This window comes from Pseudomonas syringae CC1557, assembly GCF_000452705.1.
GTDB lineage: Bacteria > Pseudomonadota > Gammaproteobacteria > Pseudomonadales > Pseudomonadaceae > Aquipseudomonas > Aquipseudomonas syringae_F.
Window position 1 is genome coordinate 1,377,203 of the sequence record NZ_CP007014.1, and the last position, 19,385, is coordinate 1,396,587.

The following is a 19,385-nucleotide window of genomic DNA, read 5'->3' on the forward strand; positions in this document are numbered from 1 at the left end:
TCGATACTTTCAGATCCCTATCCTGTTACGCCATACGAGGTGAACATGAAATCCATAACACGACTGCTGGGCTGTTCGCTCCTGGCGCTGGGGCTGCTTGGTCAGTCAGTATCGGCGGCTGACAAAGCCTCACCGATCCGCTTTGGCGCACTGACCTGGGAAAGTGGCAGCCTGATCACCGAAGTGCTGCGTACCCTCGTCGAGAAAGGCTACGGCTACCCGACTGATACCTTGCCCGGCAGCACCGTGAGCCTGGAAACCGCATTGGCGAAGAATGATATTCAAGTGATTGCCGAGGAGTGGACGGGGCGCAGTCCGGTGTGGATCAAGGCCGAGTCCGAGGGCAAGGTATTCGGTGTGGGCGACATCGTCAAAGGCGCAACCGAGGGTTGGTGGGTGCCTGAATACGTGATCAAGGGCGATGCCGCCAAAGGCATCAAGCCACTGGCGCCTGATCTGAAGTCGGTTGCTGATCTGGCGCGCTACAAGGACGTGTTCAAAGACCCCGAATCACCGGACAAGGGCCGATTCCTCAATAGCCCGAGTGGCTGGACCTCGGAGATCGTCAACACCCAAAAGCTCAAGGCTTACGGTCTCAACGACAGTTTCGTCAACTTCCGCACCGGCTCGGGCGCCGCACTGGACGCGGAGATCGCATCAGCTATCCGTCGCGGTAAGCCAGTGCTCTTCTACTACTGGTCACCCACGCCGTTACTGGGTAGTTACAAGCTGATCAAACTGGAAGAACCGCCTTTTGATGCAGAGGCCTGGAAAACCCTGACCGACGCCAGCAATCCCGCTCCACGTGGCAGTGCCTCGCTGGCTGCCAATCTGTCTATCGGTGTGTCTGCCGAGTTCAAGAAGCAGTACCCGGACCTGATGAGCTTCTTCGAAAAGGTTGATCTGCCGATTGATCTGCTGAACAAGACACTGGGCGAAATGAGCGCCGGGCATCAAGATCCCAAAGCCGTGGCCCAGGCATTTCTCAAACAGCATCCTGATGTCTGGAAAGCCTGGCTGCCTGCCGATGTCGCGACCAAGGTCAGCGCCGGCCTGTGAGCACAAGCCTTTGCCAGATGTCTCGCGCACCGGGGAGCATGACCCAGCCGTCTCGCGCCCGGTCACGTTTGCCGGTATCGTGAACGCGACCGACACTTATGACACTGCAACACTGACAGTCAACGATAGGGAGCAAGATCATGGACGCATTCATGCAAGCTGCAATTGATGAAGCACAACTCGGGCTTGATGAGGGTGGAATTCCTATCGGCTCGGTCATCGTGCATGACGGCAAGATCATTGGTCGCGGCCACAATCGCCGTGTTCAGGAAGGCAGTCCGACCCGGCATGGCGAGATGGACGCGCTGGAAAATGCCGGTCGCCAACCGGCCAGCGTCTATCGTGATGCGGTGCTCTACACAACGCTGTCACCCTGCGCCATGTGCAGCGGCGCGATCCTGCTCTACGGCATCCGCAAAGTCATCGTGGGCGAGAACCAGTCGTTCATGGGCGAAGAAGCGCTGCTGCGTTCCCGTGGCGTGCACATCGAAGTTCTAGATAACGAGGCGTGCCGGCATATGATGCAAGGCTTCATCACCAGTAAGCCTGAACTGTGGAACGAAGATATCGGTGAGTAACGGGCTGAAGCCTGTTGCTTTCAGAGCGTGTTTACGACTCTCGTGCCTTCGCGAACAAACGAAGCGTCGCCCGGTCCGCTCCTACGGCCTTCGGCCAGAATCAAAAGCTAGCTTGGGTATAACGATGTGCGCTCGGCATGGACACCATCGTCAGTCGGACGGGGCGTGAGGTACGGGCTTGAATGACAGTGCCATTTTATCAGGCAGCAACGTTAAAGTTCTGTTTGTGCCACTAGTGTGCCTTTAACGATGATAGTCTCTTCTAACCCTCTTTAATGCATGCACACCGTGGCGGTTGCGTGGCTATTTTCGGAGCCCGATATGTCGGTCCTACAGCGCAACAATGTCAAAATCACGGGCGACGGACCGGCTACCCTGATTTTTGCCCATGGTTTTGGCTGCGATCAGCATATGTGGCGGTTCATGGCGCCGCACTTTGCGGAGCGCTTCAAAGTTGTCCTGTTCGACCTGGTGGGTAGCGGACATTCCGACGTTTCGGCCTGGTATCCGCATAAGTACGCTTCACTCAAAGGCTATGCGACAGACTTGCTTGAAGTAGTGAACGAGTTTGCCGGGAGCGGGCCGGTCATACATGTCGGGCATTCGGTCAGTTGCATGATTGCCGTGCTTGCGGAGCTTCAATCGCCTGGTCGGTTCGCCGGTCATATCATGGTCGGCCCTTCACCTCACTATCTCAATGACGGGGATTACGTGGGTGGCTTTACCCGTGCCGACGTCGACTCGCTGCTGGAAACCCTCGAAAGCAATTACCTGGGCTGGTCCAGCACCATGGCGCCCACACTGATGGGTGCCTCGGACCGGCCGGAGCTGGGCGAGGAACTTGCCAGCAGTCTGTGCCGCACCAACGCCGAGATCGCCAAACAATTCGCCCGCGTGACATTTCTGTCTGATCACCGCGCCGATGTTGAAAAGCTGAAGAGCAAAACCTTGATTCTGCAAAGCAGTGATGATCTGGTGGTGCCTGTTCAAGTGGGCGAGTACTTGCATCGAGTCATTCCGGGCAGCACGCTGCACATGATCGATAACGTAGGGCACTATCCGCACATGAGCGCGCCGGAAGAATGTATCGCAGCCATGAACCTGTTTCTGGATGCTCACGAGAGTGTCGAACATGCCGGTTGAACAGGTAAGCCTGCCATTGACGGAAGAGCTGTACGAGCACGCGGCCTGCGGGCTGCTGGTGACGCTGCCCAATGGCACTATCGAGCGTGCCAATCTGACCTTTTGCCGCTGGCTGGGCCTCAAGCGCGAGGCTGTACTGGGCCACCGCTTTCAGGACTTGCTGAACGTGGCAGGCAAAGTATTTCTGCAGACCCACTGGGCGCCGATGCTGCAGACTCGGGGTTCGATTGCCGAAGTCAAAGTCGAGTTGATCCACGCCGACGGTCATCCCGTACCGATGATGCTCAACGCTGTACGTCGCGAATATCCGTCAGGCTTTCTCCATGAGGTCGCAGTGTTTCTCGCCGAAGAGCGCAGCAAGTACGAGCGCGAACTGCTCGCGGCGCACAAGCTGGCCGAAGAGCTGCTGCAACATCAGATGACCGTTCAGACAGAGCTCACCTCGGCACGCAACCGTCTACGTCTGGCGCATGCCGAGGCGGAAATCCGGGCAATTTTTGCCGAACAGATGATCGGCATTGTCAGCCACGATCTGCGCAACCCACTGGCCGCGATAAAAATGGCAGTCGGTTTGCTGGAGCGGACACAACTGGAATCGCGGCAGGAGCGGATCCTCGGTCACATCAACCATTCCACCGATCGTGCCGATCGCATGATCGTGGACCTGCTGGACTTTACTCATGCCCGCGTTGGCAGCGGCATTACTGTCGTCCTTCAGCCAATAGACCTGCACACGGTCATCGCCCGTGGCGTCGAAGAGCTTCGCCAAATGTTCCCCGAGCGCGTCTTGATCCATCGCAGTGAAGGCGAGGGGGCATGCGTCGCTGATCCGGATCGATTGCTGCAGATGCTTGGCAATCTGGTGAGCAATGCCGTCGCCTATGGTGCTCAGGACAGCGACATCATCATCATCTCGTCATTCGACACCTATGTGATCAGGCTTTCTGTGCATAACTTTGGTGAGCCCATACCGATGGAGAAAGTTGATGAACTGTATGAGCCTGTGGTGCGGGTAGTCAGCGACAGCGACGAAACCCGTACCGTCGGGCTAGGCCTGTTCATCGTTCGCGAAATCGTTCGGGCGCACCTGGGCGAGGTGACGGTGCGCTCTTCGGCAGAAGAGGGCACGACGTTCACGGCGACTTTCCCGCGTCCTGCAGCCTGAAGCCTATCCTTCAGGCTTTTTTCGATCCCGGCAACACCTGAGCCGGCCATCAGGGTTCGGCAACTTCCCTGATGCAGAAAAAATGGTACGGCTTTACCATAGCGGGCTTTATCCCCCGCAAGCTTTCTGACAGGTCCGAAATGCGGCATTCCGTTGCAAACGATATCGCCACAATCAGCCGAATCAGCGCTGTGCCGGCCATTCTGCAGGTTATTACCGAATCAACCGGTCTTGGGTTTGCAGCCATCGCCCGCGTCACGGAAAGTGCGTGGACAGCCTGTGCGGTCCTGGACAACCTGAGTTTTGGTCTGAAGCCTGGTGGCGAGCTGGAGCTGACCAGCACGATCTGTCACGAAATACGCAGTTCTCATAAGTCGGTGGTGATTGATCACGTGGCCAAGGATGCGCTGTTCTGTGAGCATCACACCCCGCGTCTGTACAATTTCCAGAGCTACATCTCGGTACCGGTGTTTCTTACCGACGGCAGCTTCTTCGGCACTATCTGCGCACTGGACCCCAAGCCTGCCAAGCTCATCGGTACGCCTGTCCAGGCTATGATGGAGTCGTTTGCGCGTCTGCTGGCCTTGCAGATCGAGGCCGAGGAAAACATGCAGCAAGTGCAGGCTGACTTGCTGGCGGAACGCGAAGTGGCCGAGTTACGCGAGCAGTTCATTGCCGTGCTCGGGCATGACCTGCGCAATCCGCTGTTTGCCATCACTGCCAGCGCCGAGCTGTTGCAGCGGCGCATGCTGGATGACAAGGCCGGTGAGATCGTTCAGCACATCCTGAAATCAGGCAGGCGCGCTTCCCAGCTGGTGGAAGACGTGCTCGATTTCGCCCGTGGCCGAATGGGCCATGGCATCCCGTTGAGCATCCACGACGCCGAAGGGCTGGATAAAACACTCGAGCACGTGGTGTCCGAGATACAGCGGGTTCATCCGTCCCGGGTGATCGAGTCGGATATCGGCATGCTGGAGCGCATTCGTTGCGACCACGAGCGGATCGCGCAGCTGCTTTCCAATCTGGTCTCCAACGCCATCACTCATGGTGATGACGAAAGCCCGGTGCAGGTTGCGGCAGAGGTGCAAGGCGAGCTGTTTCTGCTCAGCGTGACCAACCAGGGTGAGCCGATACCCGAGTCGGTCCGTTCGCAGCTGTTCCTGCCTTACTCGCGCCCGGTGACCGACGAACCGCAGGCCGGGCTGGGCCTTGGCCTGTATATCGCCAACGAGATTGCTCTTGCTCATGGAGGTACGCTAAGCGTGTGTTCAACCCGGGAGCAGGGCACGGTTTTCACGTTCAGCATGCCGTTGAAGTCAGCGTGACTGTCGTTGCGAACTGCTTTTCGAACAGTAGCTGACCATTCTTGTTACAAACTCTCGCACCGCTTTTCTTGCTCATCGAGATTGCCCGGTCGAACCTGCAAGCTCATCTGCCATCAAACAGCCGAGTCTTCACCGTTCCGCAGAGGTAGTGATGAACAGTTTTGTGCGCAATATCGCCTGGATCGTGCTTGGTGTGTCGGCGAGTGTCAGTTTCGTCCAGGCGCAAACCCTGCCGAACAGCACGCTCGACAGGGGGGCCAGCAGCAATCCTTATAACAGTCCGATCCGTCGGGCCAACCCCAATAGCCGTCAGGGGACCGAACCCAATACACCTCCTACTCGCGCGCCGAACATTGCGCCGCCGGTACGCAAGCCCACTCTGGAAAACGGTGGCATCGGTAACGGTTATCCAGCGCGCCAGACACCTTCTCGTCCTTCGACGCCCTCGACTTCGCCCCAGCGTGGCAACTGAATTGTCAAATCTGCGTGCTCCTCACCAGGCGGCATGCCCACCTAATGCATAAGGAATCGCCCATGTTGAGAAAAACCCTGATCGCGACATTGTGTACTGCGGCCATCCTGAGCCTGCCGTTGACTGCCGGTGCTGCTACAGAGAACTACAAGAGCGAACTGGGCACAGTGACTGTCAGCCAAGTGGCTGGTGGCTTGAATCATCCATGGGCAGTGGCCTTTCTGCCCGACAGACAAGGCATGCTGGTCACCGAGCGTTCCGGCAATCTGCGCCTGGTGACGGCCGACGGTAAACTGTCAGCGCCGCTCTCAGGCGTGCCGGAAGTCTGGGCACAGAAGCAAGGCGGCCTGCTCGACGTCGTGCTGTCTCCGGACTTCGCCAAAGACCGAATGGTTTATCTGACCTATTCCGAAGGCAACGGCAAAACCGCTGCAGAGGGCGACAAGGCTGGCACCGCGGCCGGACGAGGTCGTCTGTCTGCCGACATGACGAAACTGGAAGGCTTCGAAAAGATCTTCACCCAGGAACCGAAACTGTCAGTCGGCAACCACTTTGGCGCACGATTGGTCTTTGACCGTGACGGTTACTTGTTCATCACGTTGGGCGAGAACAATAACCGGCCGACTGCTCAGGACCTGGACAAACTGCAGGGCAAGGTGGTGAGGCTCAACGCCGACGGTGGCGTACCTCAAGACAACCCTTTTGTAGGGCAGAAAAATGTACGTCCGGAAATCTGGTCCTACGGTCATCGCAACCCGCAGGGCGCAACGCTCAATCCGTGGACGGGTACGTTGTGGCTTGACGAGCACGGTCCCAAGGGCGGTGATGAAGTGAATATCGTCGAGCGCGGGCAGAACTATGGCTGGCCGATTGCTACCCACGGCATCGACTACTCGGGTGCGCCGATCTCCGAGGCCAAAGGCAAGTTCGTAGAGGGCACTAAAGTGCCATTTCAGGTCTGGGAGCAATCACCGGGCGTCAGCGGCATGGCATTTTATGATCACAGCCAGTTCAAGGCGTGGGATCACAGTCTGTTCATTGGCGCGTTGGCAACTGAAGAGTTGATTCGCCTGCAGTTCGACGGCGACAAGATTGTCCATGAAGAGCGTCTGTTGAAAGACATGAAGCAGCGCATACGCGATGTTCGACAAGGGCCAGATGGGTATCTGTACCTGCTGACCGATGATGACGATGGAAGTGTTTTGAAAGTAGGTTTGGCCAAATAACGACGTTTCAATAGTATAAATAAGAAAATTCCCACAATAGAGTGGGAATTTTCTTTATGGCTTTGAGGCGTCAAGTGACGGGATCAATTGTCCTTGGCGTCACGCACGACTTCACCGCTCTTGGCATCAACGTCGTAGTTCCACTCGGTATTGTCCTTGGTGTTTTTCAATTCAATCTGATAGACGAGACGACCGGCCTTGTCCTTTTCCAGTTCTGTGTCACTGATCGTGAAGCCAGGGTGCTTGGCCAGCGCCTGCTTGTTGAACTGTTCAAAGTCGCCAACGGTGCCAGCCTTGTGCAAGCGAACGACTTCATCAGGGCCGATATCGGCCTGGGCAACACCGGCAGCAGCGGTCAGGGCAACGGCAGCGAAGAGGGCAGGTATAAGTTTCATGACAGTTCCTTTCTGATTGATCTGTTCTAATGGATACATGACACGCTGATAGGTTCAGCGTTTTTGTTGACGTCAGATTAGCCATGCATACTTAATTCACGCTTAATTATCCTCACTCGTGTTTCGTCTCTGTCGAGTACCTATTGCCTGTTTCCCACGTAACGTTTTCCAGCGCCATATGTTTACCGCCAGCGTGTCATGCAAGGCTTGAAAAAAACCACCGTTGAACGTAAAAGGTGGCCCCCTGCCGGAAGGTGCGTTGCGTCTGCCCAGGCCAGTCCTTCCGGAGTCAGATCAATGAGTACACCCTGCCGACCTGCCATGCGATTCGCCCGGCGTCTGTTGCCCTTGGGCATGGCCGTAGCCTCGCCTCTGCTGGCCGCCGAGGTAGTGAATCTGGAGGCGGTCAATGTGAATGGGCTCAGCGATCAGGACAGCGCCGCTGATTACCAGGCGACGCGCGCATCGATTACCGGGTTTGATCAGGCTTCGCTGCTGGACACACCGGCTTCGGTTTCTGTCTTTACCGAAGCGTTGATCAAGGACCGCCAGGCCAGGCTGCTGAGCGATGTGCTGCGTAACGATGCCTCGGTCGGTGACGGTTATGCGCCGGTGGGCTACTACGAAAATTTTGTGGTGCGCGGGTTTTCCCTGAACGCGGCCAACAGCTATCGCATCAACGGCCGAAGCATTGCCGGTGAGCAGAACGTGGCGCTGGAAAACAAACAGCAGGTCGAGTTGCTCAAGGGTCTGTCTGGCCTGCAGAGCGGCGTTTCAGAGCCTGGCGGCGTGATCAACTATCAGACCAAGCGGGCGCAGGATGTTCGCTCGGTCACGGTGTCCACCAATGAACAAGGTGCGCGCTACCTGGCGACCGACATCGGCGGCTGGTTCGGCAGCGAGCAACAGTTCGGACTGCGCGCCAACCTGGCTCATGAAGATATTCGCTCGTACGTGCAGCATGCTGATGGACAGCGTGACTTCGCGTCATTGGCGTTCGACTGGAACATTAGCGAGCGTGCCTTGCTGCAACTCGACGTCGAATACCAGACCCAGGAGCAGCGCTCGGTGCCGGGCTACCAACTGCTAGGTGGTACGACGTTGCCCCATGATGCCTCGCCGCGCAAGCTGCTGGGTTATCAGCACTGGTCCAACCCGGTCGGGATCGATTCGCTGAACATGAGCGGTCGCTTCGAATACCGGTTCAGCGATAGCTGGAAGGGTAGCCTCAGTGCATCGCGGAGCAGGGTGGTGATTGATGACTACAGCGCGTTCGCCTGGGGCTGCTACGGTTCGGCCAGCTGCGCGGCTGAGGCGGTGCCCAATCACTTCAGCACCGAGGGCGGCTACGATATCTATGACTTCCGTAGCCCGGACGACACGCGTCGCAATGACGAAGTCGAGGCCGCGATGTCCGGCACGTTCACTACCGGTCCGCTCGAACATGAACTGACCTATGGCGCCAGTGCTTACCGGCGCACGGTAGACACGCGCGGCACCTTCAACGAGTTCGTCGGTTCGGGCAACATCAACGAGTCGCCTGAAACCATTGCACCTTCCAGCCTCGCTCTGCCGCACACTGAGCGGCGTCTGGACAGCCGCCAGTACGGACTGTTTGTCACTGACAGAATAAGCTTTAACGAACACTGGCAGACCGTGCTGGGCGGCCGTCAGGTGCGACTTGACGAGCAGGCGTTCACCGAGGACGGCAGCGATGCCCGGCATACCGAACGTTCGGTCTTTCTGCCTCAGGCGGCGTTGATCTACAAGCCGGTGGACAACGTTTCGCTCTACACCAGCTACAGCAAGGGCCTGTCATTGGGCGGGACTGCCGCCTGGTTCACCAGCAATGCCAGCGAAATCCTCGCGCCCACTGTGTCCAGGCAGTTGGAGGCTGGCATCAAATACGACTGGCGGCGCCTGAGCCTGACAGCTGCGCTGTTTCAGGCCCGCCAGGCTTATCAGTATTCCAGGCCCAACGACGACGGCACTTTTACGTATGTTCAGCAGGGAGAGCAGAAAAATACCGGGCTCGAACTGGGTGCCAGTGGCCGTGTGACCGAACGTCTGCAGATATCGGCCAGCGCGGCGGCAATCCGCGCACGCGTTGAAGGCAGTGGCACCGAGACCTATGAAGGCCATCAGGCGCTCAACGTGCCCAAATACCGTGCCGCCTTGCAAGCCGATTACAGCTTGCCGATCCACGGCCTGGCGCTGCTGGGAGGCGTGCAATACAGCGCAAGCAAATACGCCGACCGCACAGGGACGGTGCAGGTCAATGACTATGCGCTGTTCAACGTCGGCAGCCGCTACAGCACCAAAGTGAGCGGTTACGACACCGTTCTGCGACTGACCGTGGATAATCTGCTCGACAAGCGCTATTGGCGAGATGCCGGCGAATACCTGGGTGATGATTACCTGTTCATGGGCGCACCGAGAACGGCGAGAGTGTCGGCCACCGTCAGTTTTTGAGGTGATGGGCAGGCTGCCAGCTTGTTCGAATACCGTTCACGACGCTCTGCGTCGCAATGGACGCGGAGGGGCCTGAACGGCATGCCGACGCGAAGTTGCACGCGAGTCAGTTGACCTTACACAGACCCGTAATCGTTCTACGTAAAATGGCAGCTTTCAACGCCTGACATCCTTGCGCAGGCTTCAGTCTCCTTATCAGTACGCCTCCAAGCTTTGTTATTCTTCGCGCCCTGCGAGCGCAGGGTGTTCTTTTCAGCCATGTTTCGGATGCTTCACTTCATGACGGCCATCGTACATCCCACTCCCCAGCCTTTCAGCAAAACCGATTACAAGACCTTGAGCCTTGCGGCGCTGGGTGGGGCACTGGAAATCTACGATTTCATCATTTTCGTGTTCTTCGCCCTGACCCTCAGCCAGCTGTTCTTTCCACCGGATATGCCCGAATGGCTGCGCCTCCTGCAAAGCTTCGGCATCTTTGTCACCGGCTACCTGGCACGTCCGTTGGGCGGGATCCTGATGGCGCATTTTGCCGACCGACAGGGACGAAAGCGCGTGTTCAGCCTCAGTATCCTGATGATGGCGCTGCCTTGCCTGCTGATTGGCGTGATGCCCACCTACGCGACGATCGGTTATTGGGCACCGCTGGTGCTGTTGGCGCTGCGCATTCTGCAAGGCGCTGCCGTGGGCGGTGAAGTGCCAAGTGCATGGGTATTCGTGGCCGAGCACGCGCCCGAAGGCCATCGGGGCTATGCACTGGGTGTTTTGCAAGCGGGCCTGACGTTCGGTTACCTGTTAGGTGCGCTGACCGCCGCCTGGCTGGCGCGGGTCTTCAGCCCGGCGGAGATTCTCGATTGGGCATGGCGCATCCCGTTTTTACTCGGCGGTGTATTCGGCGTAGTCGGTGTCTGGCTGCGCCGCTGGCTTAGCGAAACGCCGGTTTTTATCGCCTTGCACGCCCAACGTGAAAATCAGCCCGGCTTGCCGCTTGGCCACGTGTTGCGTGATCATCGGCCATCCCTGCTGCCCGCTGCACTGCTGACGTTCGTACTGACCTCCGCTGTGGTGGTGCTGGTGGTGATTACCCCGACCGTCATGCAACAGCGTTTTGCTATCAGCGCGAGCCACACCTTTGCGTTGAGCGCTGTGGGGATCGTGTTCCTCAACATCGGTTGTGTGCTGGCGGGCAGGCTTGTCGACCGGATTGGCGCATGGCGCGCTGCGGTGATCTACAGCCTGCTGATGCCAATGGGTATTGGCGTGCTATACGCCAGCCTCATCAATCATTGGCTGCCCCTTGGCGTGGCCTATGCAATTGCCGGCATGGCGTGTGGAATCGTCGGCGTGGTGCCTTCAATAATGATCGGGCTGTTCCCGGCAGGCATCCGCGTCACGGGGATCTCTGTTACCTACAACATTGCCTATGCGCTCTGGGCAAGTACCACCCCGCTGATGCTGATCGTGCTGATGCCGTGGAATGTCTGGGTCTGCGTGCTGTACAGCCTGATCATGGGTATTTTGGGATTAATCACCGCCACCGTATACGGCAGACGCCGAAATATAAAGGCTGTGTAGCAAAGATCCTGAAAAAGTTCCGCAAGCCTGTGAGCGTAATTGTAACAGCTGATTGTAATTCTCATTGCGCAAGTTTATCTTACGCTTGCCGGTACATACGCCACCTTTAATTATTCTGCTTTGGGGCGCGCTCTAAACATTGTGCCTGCTCACGTCTTGCTGTGGGAATAACAAATAAAATAGTGAGGAGTTTTCCGGATTTCGTGTAGGAATTTTCCTCATATTAGACTTTTTTGAGTGGTTTTATTGCTGATCAGGGTAATTGCTGTAGTACGTCATGGAGAGATAGTCCGGTCATGGAGAACGCAAACCTAAATAAAAAGATCTCCGTGCCGATTTACTCTTTGAGCCATGGGCGGCAAGTGTAGGAACAATCTTACAAACTGTCTTTGGGCAAAACGCTGGCAAGAGGGAATATCATGTGGGTGACGATCAGGGAACAAGACGTTCTAGGCCTGTTGCTGCAGGGCTGCACGAACAAGGAAATCGCCAAACAGCTCAGCATCAGTGGCTATACAGTGCGCGATCATGTGTCTTCGCTGCTCAGAAAAAATCAGGTCAGGACGCGTGCGGAGCTCATGGCCCGTTGCGTATCGTTACTGATGCCAATGAAAAATACGCTACCCCCTACATCTGTCGGATTGTGCAATGAGCGTGTTCATACATAATGTGTCTTGAGATAAAGGTTATTTGTTAGCACGTTCGGTATTACTGATCACTGTCAGACAGCTCTATAAAAAAGCATGTTGCTTCCTGATCGTTGCAGGGGACGGCTCCTGTCTGGCCGCCTGTACAGAGGGATGTGTGCAAAACATATAAACAATAAAAGGAGTCACTCATGACTGTTTGTTTTCGTCGGAGCGAATCAGAACTCGTTCAGCCATTACAACTGGACCCGCACCGATCCGGCTTGAATCTGACCACAGATTTTCACCAGTTGGCGACACGACAGTCCGCGCTCTCTGTTCCTCAACTGGCTGAGCAGCAGGCAACGCTATCAGGCCCTGCGGGTCTGTTTGCGAAGCTCGCCCGTCAGGTCCGCTCGTATGGGCGTCAGGCACCTTTGTTTGAAGACCTGGAATGCTTGCACGGACGCAAGCGTCTCGCCCTCGCCGAACGTGCGGTTCAGTGTGTACTGGGTTTGCATTGCCGCCGACCCCTCGCAGAAAACCCGTTCAAAAACATGTTGCGTGAAGAACTGTGCTGCATCGTGTTCGATGACAGCTCGATACATACCCTGGTTGAGCGATACGCAGCCCGCGAGGCACTAAGGCTTCGTGACAGCGAGTATTTCGTCAAGCTGATCGCCACTACACGGGAAACCGTCGAGCGCCGGATCGTCTTCCATGGCTTGCTGGAACACTTTGACAGGCTCTTGCCGATCGAAAAAAGTGTTTACCCGCTTAACTATCGGGCTGCCCAACAAGCGTACCTTGATCACGAGGAAATACTCTACGGCAAACTGATAATGCAACAGCCCATTGGCGCTTTGCTGGAAAAGCATACGCCGGAGTGGCTGTTGAATAATCTGTCTTCTTTTGAGCTTTCTATTGATTGAGAGCGTGCATTGGATGGCGGTGGTGCCGCATGAGTCGAATGTTCGATAGGCAGCAGCATCAATTAAATACTCTGTATCAGGCTTGGTTGTGTCTGTGGGCATTACTTGGCTATTTCGATTTTTCAGTGAATTATTTAAATGAGCAGCGACGAGATGGATGTGCAATGCCGAAAACGAGCATTGGCAATATAAGCTTCCATACCATCGAAACAGCCATCTTTCATTTAACGTATTGATTGTCACTCCCTGGCGATGATCGTCAGGGATCTTATGGGCAGGAGCCAACGTTATGCGAGTCATAAGTTCCGGAGCAGAAGCACTGATAACTGCGCAGCAACTTGACGATAAAAGGGCGGCGAAAAATATGCCCCCATTTGCCAATCTTCCCCTCCGACCAAGCTCTCCAGACTCTGCAGTGAGTATCAGCGGCCAGGCTCTCTTGAAACACAGAGTGTTCGGGCTCGCGGACTCTGGTCGTTCTGCGCCCATGCTCGGGAAAGCCGAATGTGGAATTTCCATGCCCGAGGCGTTTTTTTTAACCCGGGATGATCGCAGGTTGCTGGGTGATGTTTACGAGTGGGCGAGTGCTCAGGGAGCTGATCTGGGCTATGTCGATGATCTGGCGTTTGAGTTGGCGTCTTATAGGGAGAGTGATAATGGAGGGATAATGCTTCCTCATAACCAAGGCAAAACATATGACATGGAAGGCCACAAGGTTTTCTACAGTTTTACCGAGCAGCACGCGGCCACCGCGAAGCGTATTACCGAGAGCGATACGTTAAAAACAACGCGGCTGGATCAGGGGTTTGTTCGCTTCATCACTGACAAGGACTACGGGTCCATAGGTCATAATAATTTTGAGTTCATGGAAAAAGTAATCAACAGGTTCTCGACGGCGGGGGAAAGAGCTGAGCAACTGGGTGCAGATTTCGCTACTTATAAAAGCCAGAAGAGCGACTACATAAGGACGCTGTCCAAGGAAAAGTACACGCCCGGCGAAGGCGACGCTCAAGAAACAACATCCGCAAAAAAATCCACCAAACCCAAGGAAATAACCCTTGAAAGCCTGCGCGCCGACATGCGCGAGACTTTCCTGAAAGCGATGGGGGTCAAGAGTTTCTCATCCCTGTTCGATAGGCTGTTCAAGGACACGCGTTGACAGATCAGGCCTTGACGCTCAGTGCCGGGCACTTTGCTGGCGCATTGTGAGCATTCACCACGCGGTTACGGCCGTTGCTTTTGGCGAGGTACAGCGCTTTGTCTGCCTCATGCAACCAGGTCGAGGTGTCGGTCAGTTCAGGGGTGTAAATGGCGATGCCGATACTCAGGCTGACCCTGAGTTCGAAGTGCAGCGAATAGGTGAAGTTATCAATGGCCTGGCGCAGACGTTCAAGAATTTCTTCCGCCTGACGTGAGTTGGTATCCGGCAGAATGACGCAGAATTCATCACCACCACAGCGTCCGATCAGGTCGGTATCGCGAAGACTTTCGACCAGTGCGTCGCTGATATTCTGCAGCACCGTATCGCCCATGAGGTGGCCGTAGGTATCGTTGATGATCTTGAAGTGGTCAATGTCGAGCAAGGCGATAGCGCACTGTCGATGCTGGCCGCGGCTCTTGACGAACTCCAGATCGAGCAGGTCTTTCCATGCGCCATGATTGAGCAGGCCGGTCAGGCTGTCGGTGCGGCTGAGTTTGTGCAGGATATTCCGGTGTTCCCGCAGCTTGAGCGTGACCTGATAGTTCATCCAGCCGATGAAGATGGGATAGACCACCAGTACGGGAAGACACGCATAGATCTGCACCATGTTGCCGTACAGATTGATGACAGGATCGAGTGCAGCCAGCGAGATCAGTACACCCAGTGCCTGCGCACAAAAGCCTTGCAGCATCAGTCGCGGACCCGCCGCTGCCATGTTGTGCATGGCCATCATTGCGATGACGGTGACGCAGGGAACTGTATTGAACCCCATCGCGCCAATCCAGAAGCCTCCCATCAGCGAATCGAAAAGCAGGTTGCGCCATTCTGCCGCGTAGGGTTCATCCGAGTTTTTTGCGACCTGGTAAGCGAAATGAGGCCATATCAATGAATTGATCAGCGCCAGTGACCAGAGCCAGTTCGCAGCATTCATGTAATGCAACGACACCGCGACAGTAATAAAGCCAACACTGACACCGAGTGCTCTCGGGGCGTAAATTCGCTTCGCGAACGCCAGTCCCCTGCGGTGATGTGTGCTCATGGTTTTTTACCAAGCATGACTTTTCTGAATCGGTCAGAAAACACCATCGCTTAACCGAAAGGCGGGAGTCTGAGCGTTCGTCAGAGCCATGGGAAGAGTATTTTGCTGAGAGATGTCAAATAGCTATATATTGCGGATGAAGGGCTGTTTCAGAGTCAAATAACTGACAAAGCGAGCCTTTGAAACGGTTCAAAAATATGACGAAATATACAAGGTGATTCAGGTGGAATAACCCGACAGCGTGTCTGCATATTTATAGACATACTGTCCGATCATTTAGAATTGAGTGCGGGCAAAACGCTGCGCAGGTACCTGCATTACTGACCGATAACGGTCTTCACCAGCGCTGCGTGCTCTTTAGGATTTTTCGCGTTGGACACCACGTTCAGCACGGCAGCCCGAGAGCCGGATGCAGTGACGATCGAAGTGCTCAGCACTGATGTGTCACTCATGGTGGCTGATGTGTCGACCTGACGCACGCCGAGGCCATTCTTCTTGACGATCTTGCGGTCGCCCAGCTTTTTGAAATCCTTGTAGCCGGCACTCTGCTGCGCAAGTATTCCGGTCACCAGGCCATCCAGCACCACACCGTCATTGTCGCTGGCCTGAACGCCCATCGGGATCGGCGTTTCGGTAACGATCAGCACACGTTTGTCGGTGGCATTGGTGTACAACGCCCCCGATACGCCCTGTGCCTTGGCCTTTGCGTCAATCTCGGGCATTTCGCCCTGCACATAGCCAGCGGGCACTGTAAACGCCAGTTTTCCGCCCAGCAACGAAACCTTCTGCGCCGCAACGGCGGGCGCAGCAGCCTGTGGCTTGGTGGCGGCCTGGACGCTGATCATGCTCTGGCAGGCAGCCAGCGCGACGCACACTACAATTGCCTTGAAACCGAAAGAGCGCATGAAAATTCCTTTTTGACGGGTAATGACTGCCGTATGGGAGTGCCCAGAGACAAAGAAAGTGCCATAAAAAACGGCCAGCCCGATCACTCCGGCTGGCCGTTCTTGTATAGCGTGTAGCTTATTCAGCAACCTGCAATTTGCGCGATTCGGTGTACACGTAGCGGACCTTCTCGTACTCGAACGGCGAGTTCAACTGGCCATAGCGGAAGCTGGTCACGTAACGACGATCAATCGCACGCAGTACGGTGATTTCCGGATGGTCGCTGCTGACTTCGGCAACGTTCAGGAAGTTGATCTGGTTTTCAGCCGTGTAGTCAAACAGCATGCCGCCGGTATCGCGCAGGTTCGACGGACCGAACAATGGCAACACCAGGTAAGGGCCGGCAGGCACACCATAAAAGCCCAGTGTCTGGCCGAAGTCTTCGCTTTGGCGCGGCAAACCCATCATGGTGGCCGGGTCCCAGAGGCCGGCGACACCGATGGTGGTGTTGAGCAGCAGGCGACCGGTGATGTCCAGCGAGCGCTCGCCCTTGAACTGCAGCAGGCTGTTCAACAGGTTGGAGACGTCGCCCAGGTTGCTGAAGAAGTTGCTGACACCGCTGCGCACGAAGCCTGGCGTCACATAACGATAGCCATTCACGGCAGGTAGAAACACCCACTCGTCAAAGCGGTAGTTGAAGTGATAGACCCGGCGGTTCCACGACTCCAGAGGGTCGTAGACTTCCAGTGCGTTGATGGAAGCGCGCTCGAATTCGCGCTGATCCAGCCCCGGGTTGAACTGCAGCGACTTCAGTGGCTGAGTGAAACCATCTGCGTCAGTCTGGCGAGCCACGGTGGCGGGGTGCTGAGCCTTGTTGCTGGTGTCCGCGTCAGCGGCCTGAGCTGTGCCTGCACAGAGCAGGGCGGCAAGGAGTAAAAGACGTTTAGCCACGGAAAAACTCCAGCATGGCGTCGGTGTTGACGCGGTAATTAAGGTTGCCGCAATGACCACCGTAAGGATAAACGGTCAGGCGATCGCCAAAGGTCTTGCGCAGAAAGCCCAGATCGCCGGAGCCCAGAATCACATCATCAGCGTTGTGCATGACGGAGATCTTGGTGTTGTTGTGCAGGTAATCCTTGAGTGCATAAAGACTGACTTGATCCACCAGTTGCAGCAGGCTGCCACCGTCAGTGCGTGCACGCCACATCGGGATGACCTGTTCGGTCAGGTAGCAATCGAAGTCGCATTGCAGGGCACGCTTGAGGAACGGCGTAAGGCTGGTGCCTTCGGAGATCGGAAATTTCGGCGGCGTGATCAGACCACGGCGGGTGATCAGGTCGGAGGTAAACGCGATGTCGGCCGACGAGAAGCGGAACGACGTACCGATCAGCATTGCCATCTGTTCGTTGGTCAGGTGCTGCTTGGACTGCTGGAAGTCGAACAGCAATGCGTCATTGAGGTCGATGTAGCCTTTTTGCCGGAAGTAACGGGTCAGCTTGGCCAGCACCAGTTCATAGAACGTGGTGGTGTTGTTGATGCCCTTGACGTTGGTCTGCACCAGTTTGTCCAGGTTGCTGATCGACGTGTAGAGGTTGACCGGTGGGTTGAGCAGCAGCACCTTCTTGAAGTTGAAGCTGCGACGGGTTTCGTCAAGCTTGCTGACGAATGCCGCATTCAGTGCGCCAAGACTGTAGCCGGTCAGGTAATACTCGGTCACTGGTAACTGCGCTTGCTGGGCACGAATGGCCTGCATGACCCGGTACAGGTCTTCAGCGTCTTCCGTGGACACACCCGGGGTTGCAAAGCGCGAAGCCGAGCTCATGAAGTCGTAGCTGGTAGGCGAGGACAACTGCACGACGTGATAACCCGCGCCGTAATACAGCTTTTTCAGGAATTCGTTGATAGTGCTGTTGTAAGGCGCGCCGGTACCGGCAATCAGGAAGATCAGCGGTGCTGCGTGATCCTGTTTCGCCAGGCGGTAGTGCAACTTCTTCACTGCCCAGAAGTTGTCCGGCAGGGTGAACTCGCGCTCGGGGTGCAGGTTCAGGGTGTACACATCCTGATCGATGTCTTCATCGTCAGGCAGATCGGGCCGCAGATCGGGCGGCGTTGTCGCAATGGTCGCTTCAAACGGATTAGTCAGCGGATAGCCATAGGTGGCTGGGTCGACATTGGTCGCCAGAGCGGACGCACTTAAACACAGGCCACCTATAACGGTAGCGAAGCGCAGAAAACGGAGCATGACTAAATCCCTTGGGAAAGAAGTGCTGATGAGATACGCAGGCTATGACCAAGGTGTAGTGCCAAAGTGCCGCATCCACCGGTTAACCGTGTAAATATGACGGAACAATACACGGTCCGGGGATTTTTCAATGCAGATATGCGGTTTATTTTTCGCGTGCTGCCTGAACGGCCGGCTGTAATCACCCAGGCGTGGGGGAATGATCACCGCTACACCCTGGCCACGAGCCAGGTTTCAGGGCCGGAAAACACAAAGGAGAGCCGTAGCTCTCCTCCAATGCGTTTCACTTGCTCTTTTTATTGTTATAGGGCGGCCTGTTATTGTTGTTGGCGACCAGTCCCTTTACAGCGTTGTTGGGCGACCCTATTCAGGGTCAAGAGCAAACGTATTTTTTTGAGCGCTGACTTACTTCAATCATCTGGCTGCACACCATCATGATCCAACCGGCTCCGGAGCTACCTTCGGGTAGTTTTGTTGTTCTCTGTCCGATTGCGAGGCCTTTCATCGAAAGGTCTCTGTGAAGCTGATCCACTCCAAAAAAATCTGTTAGCTACGTCTCTGTCCGTGTTGTTCTTGTTGTATCAGAGCCGTTACGTATTGTTTTTATGGGTGCTGCGTCACTTGTTGTTTTTGTTGTACATGAGACATAGCAGAAGCCGTGCCAGTTTTTATAAATCCTTTAAAAACAAAGACTTGTACGGAGTGGCGAAATCTTCATGCATGCAGCGCCGTAAAAAACGTTTCCGTGTTACCCGTTCGGGCTTGTCGTTGCCACGTCGCGGTAACACATACTGTTTCCTTAGCAGATCAAGCCGTGCGCGACGTTTTCTCGCCAGCGTCGTCGCTGATAGCTTGATGTTGTCGTTCTCCGTTGCCTCAGTGTCGCAGCCAGAGCATGGCTTTTTGCTCGGCAGGTTGATGATCAATGTGGCGTTGCTGTGCGTGCCATTACGCGCGGCAGCGATCAAAGCGTGCAGGGCTCAGCATGCCCGAGGCCGGGCGCGGATGCGGTCTTGAGAACAACGTTAACCCTGTCCGACAACCGTCGGTGCA

17 protein-coding genes are annotated in these 19,385 nt (G+C 55.8%); 12 read left to right on the top strand and 5 right to left on the bottom strand.

What is annotated here, in order from left to right:
* Nucleotides 1-45: 45 nt before the first annotated feature.
* The 7 genes from N018_RS06465 to N018_RS06495 all read left to right on the top strand — a co-directional run bounded on the left by N018_RS06465 (nucleotide 46) and on the right by N018_RS06495 (nucleotide 6,968).
* Complete coding sequence (locus N018_RS06465; protein WP_025389136.1) at nucleotides 46-1,059, top strand: ABC transporter substrate-binding protein; 1,014 nt, start codon at nucleotides 46-48, stop codon at nucleotides 1,057-1,059.
* A gap of 140 nt (nucleotides 1,060-1,199) precedes the next feature.
* Nucleotides 1,200-1,637, top strand: coding sequence for a nucleoside deaminase (locus tag N018_RS06470; RefSeq protein WP_024643708.1), 438 nt, complete (start codon nucleotides 1,200-1,202; stop codon nucleotides 1,635-1,637).
* Between the two features lie 321 nt (nucleotides 1,638-1,958).
* Nucleotides 1,959-2,780 (top strand): alpha/beta fold hydrolase, encoded by an 822-nt coding sequence (locus tag N018_RS06475; RefSeq protein WP_024643709.1) that lies wholly within the window; start codon nucleotides 1,959-1,961, stop codon nucleotides 2,778-2,780.
* Nucleotides 2,770-3,945: a PAS domain-containing sensor histidine kinase gene (locus N018_RS06480; protein ID WP_025389137.1), complete on the top strand. Its 1,176-nt coding sequence runs from the start codon at nucleotides 2,770-2,772 to the stop codon at nucleotides 3,943-3,945. Before N018_RS06475 ends, N018_RS06480 begins: the two co-directional genes overlap by 11 nt.
* Before the next feature lie 140 nt (nucleotides 3,946-4,085).
* The gene (locus N018_RS06485; protein WP_025389138.1) at nucleotides 4,086-5,270 is read left to right on the top strand and encodes a GAF domain-containing sensor histidine kinase; all 1,185 of its coding nucleotides are present in this window, start codon (nucleotides 4,086-4,088) and stop codon (nucleotides 5,268-5,270) included.
* 151 nt (nucleotides 5,271-5,421) lie between these two features.
* The gene (locus tag N018_RS06490) at nucleotides 5,422-5,742 is read left to right on the top strand and encodes a hypothetical protein (protein WP_025389139.1); all 321 of its coding nucleotides are present in this window, start codon (nucleotides 5,422-5,424) and stop codon (nucleotides 5,740-5,742) included.
* 62 nt (nucleotides 5,743-5,804) lie between these two features.
* Nucleotides 5,805-6,968 carry a PQQ-dependent sugar dehydrogenase gene (locus tag N018_RS06495; RefSeq protein ID WP_025389140.1) on the top strand — a complete coding sequence of 388 codons (1,164 nt, stop codon included), beginning with the start codon at nucleotides 5,805-5,807 and terminating at the stop codon, nucleotides 6,966-6,968.
* Between the two features lie 83 nt (nucleotides 6,969-7,051).
* On the opposite strand, the gene N018_RS06500 is transcribed toward N018_RS06495, so the two are convergent.
* On the bottom strand, nucleotides 7,052-7,363 hold the full coding sequence (locus N018_RS06500; RefSeq protein WP_024643714.1) for a PepSY domain-containing protein: 312 nt from the start codon (nucleotides 7,361-7,363) through the stop codon (nucleotides 7,052-7,054).
* A gap of 297 nt (nucleotides 7,364-7,660) precedes the next feature.
* Here N018_RS06500 and N018_RS06505 point away from each other — a divergent pair, with 297 nt between their 5' ends.
* From N018_RS06505 to N018_RS06525, 5 genes are all read left to right on the top strand, one after another.
* Nucleotides 7,661-9,835, top strand: coding sequence for a TonB-dependent siderophore receptor (locus tag N018_RS06505; protein WP_025389141.1), 2,175 nt, complete (start codon nucleotides 7,661-7,663; stop codon nucleotides 9,833-9,835).
* A 279-nt stretch (nucleotides 9,836-10,114) separates the two neighbouring features.
* Nucleotides 10,115-11,407: an MFS transporter gene (locus tag N018_RS06510; RefSeq protein WP_025389142.1), complete on the top strand. Its 1,293-nt coding sequence runs from the start codon at nucleotides 10,115-10,117 to the stop codon at nucleotides 11,405-11,407.
* A gap of 389 nt (nucleotides 11,408-11,796) precedes the next feature.
* Nucleotides 11,797-12,075 (top strand): helix-turn-helix domain-containing protein, encoded by a 279-nt coding sequence (locus N018_RS06515; RefSeq protein ID WP_024643635.1) that lies wholly within the window; start codon nucleotides 11,797-11,799, stop codon nucleotides 12,073-12,075.
* A 170-nt stretch (nucleotides 12,076-12,245) separates the two neighbouring features.
* Nucleotides 12,246-12,965: a hypothetical protein gene (locus tag N018_RS06520; RefSeq protein WP_025389143.1), complete on the top strand. Its 720-nt coding sequence runs from the start codon at nucleotides 12,246-12,248 to the stop codon at nucleotides 12,963-12,965.
* A 289-nt stretch (nucleotides 12,966-13,254) separates the two neighbouring features.
* Nucleotides 13,255-14,124 carry a hypothetical protein gene (locus N018_RS06525; protein WP_025389144.1) on the top strand — a complete coding sequence of 290 codons (870 nt, stop codon included), beginning with the start codon at nucleotides 13,255-13,257 and terminating at the stop codon, nucleotides 14,122-14,124.
* Nucleotides 14,125-14,128: 4 nt separating this feature from the next.
* Here the strand turns inward: N018_RS06525 and N018_RS06530 are convergent, their stop codons facing one another.
* The 4 genes from N018_RS06530 to N018_RS06545 all read right to left on the bottom strand — a co-directional run bounded on the left by N018_RS06530 (nucleotide 14,129) and on the right by N018_RS06545 (nucleotide 18,332).
* Nucleotides 14,129-15,205, bottom strand: a complete 1,077-nt coding sequence (locus tag N018_RS06530; protein WP_024643638.1) for a diguanylate cyclase — start codon at nucleotides 15,203-15,205, stop codon at nucleotides 14,129-14,131.
* Nucleotides 15,206-15,522: 317 nt separating this feature from the next.
* A complete protein-coding gene (locus N018_RS06535; RefSeq protein WP_025389145.1) occupies nucleotides 15,523-16,110 on the bottom strand; it encodes a polyribonucleotide nucleotidyltransferase in 588 nt (195 codons plus the stop codon).
* 118 nt (nucleotides 16,111-16,228) lie between these two features.
* Nucleotides 16,229-17,041: an MlaA family lipoprotein gene (locus N018_RS06540; protein ID WP_024646338.1), complete on the bottom strand. Its 813-nt coding sequence runs from the start codon at nucleotides 17,039-17,041 to the stop codon at nucleotides 16,229-16,231.
* Nucleotides 17,034-18,332 carry a serine/threonine protein kinase gene (locus tag N018_RS06545; RefSeq protein ID WP_025389146.1) on the bottom strand — a complete coding sequence of 433 codons (1,299 nt, stop codon included), beginning with the start codon at nucleotides 18,330-18,332 and terminating at the stop codon, nucleotides 17,034-17,036. Before N018_RS06545 ends, N018_RS06540 begins: the two co-directional genes overlap by 8 nt.
* Between the last annotated feature and the right edge of the window lie 1,053 nt (nucleotides 18,333-19,385).

What these genes read in the sequence shown, in the direction of transcription:
- N018_RS06465 (WP_025389136.1), top strand. Translation starts at nt 46, where the DNA reads ATGAAATCCATAACACGACTGCTGGGCTGTTCGCTCCTGGCGCTGGGG.
- N018_RS06470 (WP_024643708.1), top strand. Translation starts at nt 1,200, where the DNA reads ATGGACGCATTCATGCAAGCTGCAATTGATGAAGCACAACTCGGGCTT.
- N018_RS06475 (WP_024643709.1), top strand. Translation starts at nt 1,959, where the DNA reads ATGTCGGTCCTACAGCGCAACAATGTCAAAATCACGGGCGACGGACCG.
- N018_RS06480 (WP_025389137.1), top strand. Translation starts at nt 2,770, where the DNA reads ATGCCGGTTGAACAGGTAAGCCTGCCATTGACGGAAGAGCTGTACGAG.
- N018_RS06485 (WP_025389138.1), top strand. Translation starts at nt 4,086, where the DNA reads ATGCGGCATTCCGTTGCAAACGATATCGCCACAATCAGCCGAATCAGC.
- N018_RS06490 (WP_025389139.1), top strand. Translation starts at nt 5,422, where the DNA reads ATGAACAGTTTTGTGCGCAATATCGCCTGGATCGTGCTTGGTGTGTCG.
- N018_RS06495 (WP_025389140.1), top strand. Translation starts at nt 5,805, where the DNA reads ATGTTGAGAAAAACCCTGATCGCGACATTGTGTACTGCGGCCATCCTG.
- N018_RS06500 (WP_024643714.1), bottom strand. Translation starts at nt 7,363, where the DNA reads ATGAAACTTATACCTGCCCTCTTCGCTGCCGTTGCCCTGACCGCTGCT.
- N018_RS06505 (WP_025389141.1), top strand. Translation starts at nt 7,661, where the DNA reads ATGAGTACACCCTGCCGACCTGCCATGCGATTCGCCCGGCGTCTGTTG.
- N018_RS06510 (WP_025389142.1), top strand. Translation starts at nt 10,115, where the DNA reads ATGACGGCCATCGTACATCCCACTCCCCAGCCTTTCAGCAAAACCGAT.
- N018_RS06520 (WP_025389143.1), top strand. Translation starts at nt 12,246, where the DNA reads ATGACTGTTTGTTTTCGTCGGAGCGAATCAGAACTCGTTCAGCCATTA.
- N018_RS06525 (WP_025389144.1), top strand. Translation starts at nt 13,255, where the DNA reads ATGCGAGTCATAAGTTCCGGAGCAGAAGCACTGATAACTGCGCAGCAA.
- N018_RS06530 (WP_024643638.1), bottom strand. Translation starts at nt 15,205, where the DNA reads ATGAGCACACATCACCGCAGGGGACTGGCGTTCGCGAAGCGAATTTAC.
- N018_RS06535 (WP_025389145.1), bottom strand. Translation starts at nt 16,110, where the DNA reads ATGCGCTCTTTCGGTTTCAAGGCAATTGTAGTGTGCGTCGCGCTGGCT.
- N018_RS06545 (WP_025389146.1), bottom strand. Translation starts at nt 18,332, where the DNA reads ATGCTCCGTTTTCTGCGCTTCGCTACCGTTATAGGTGGCCTGTGTTTA.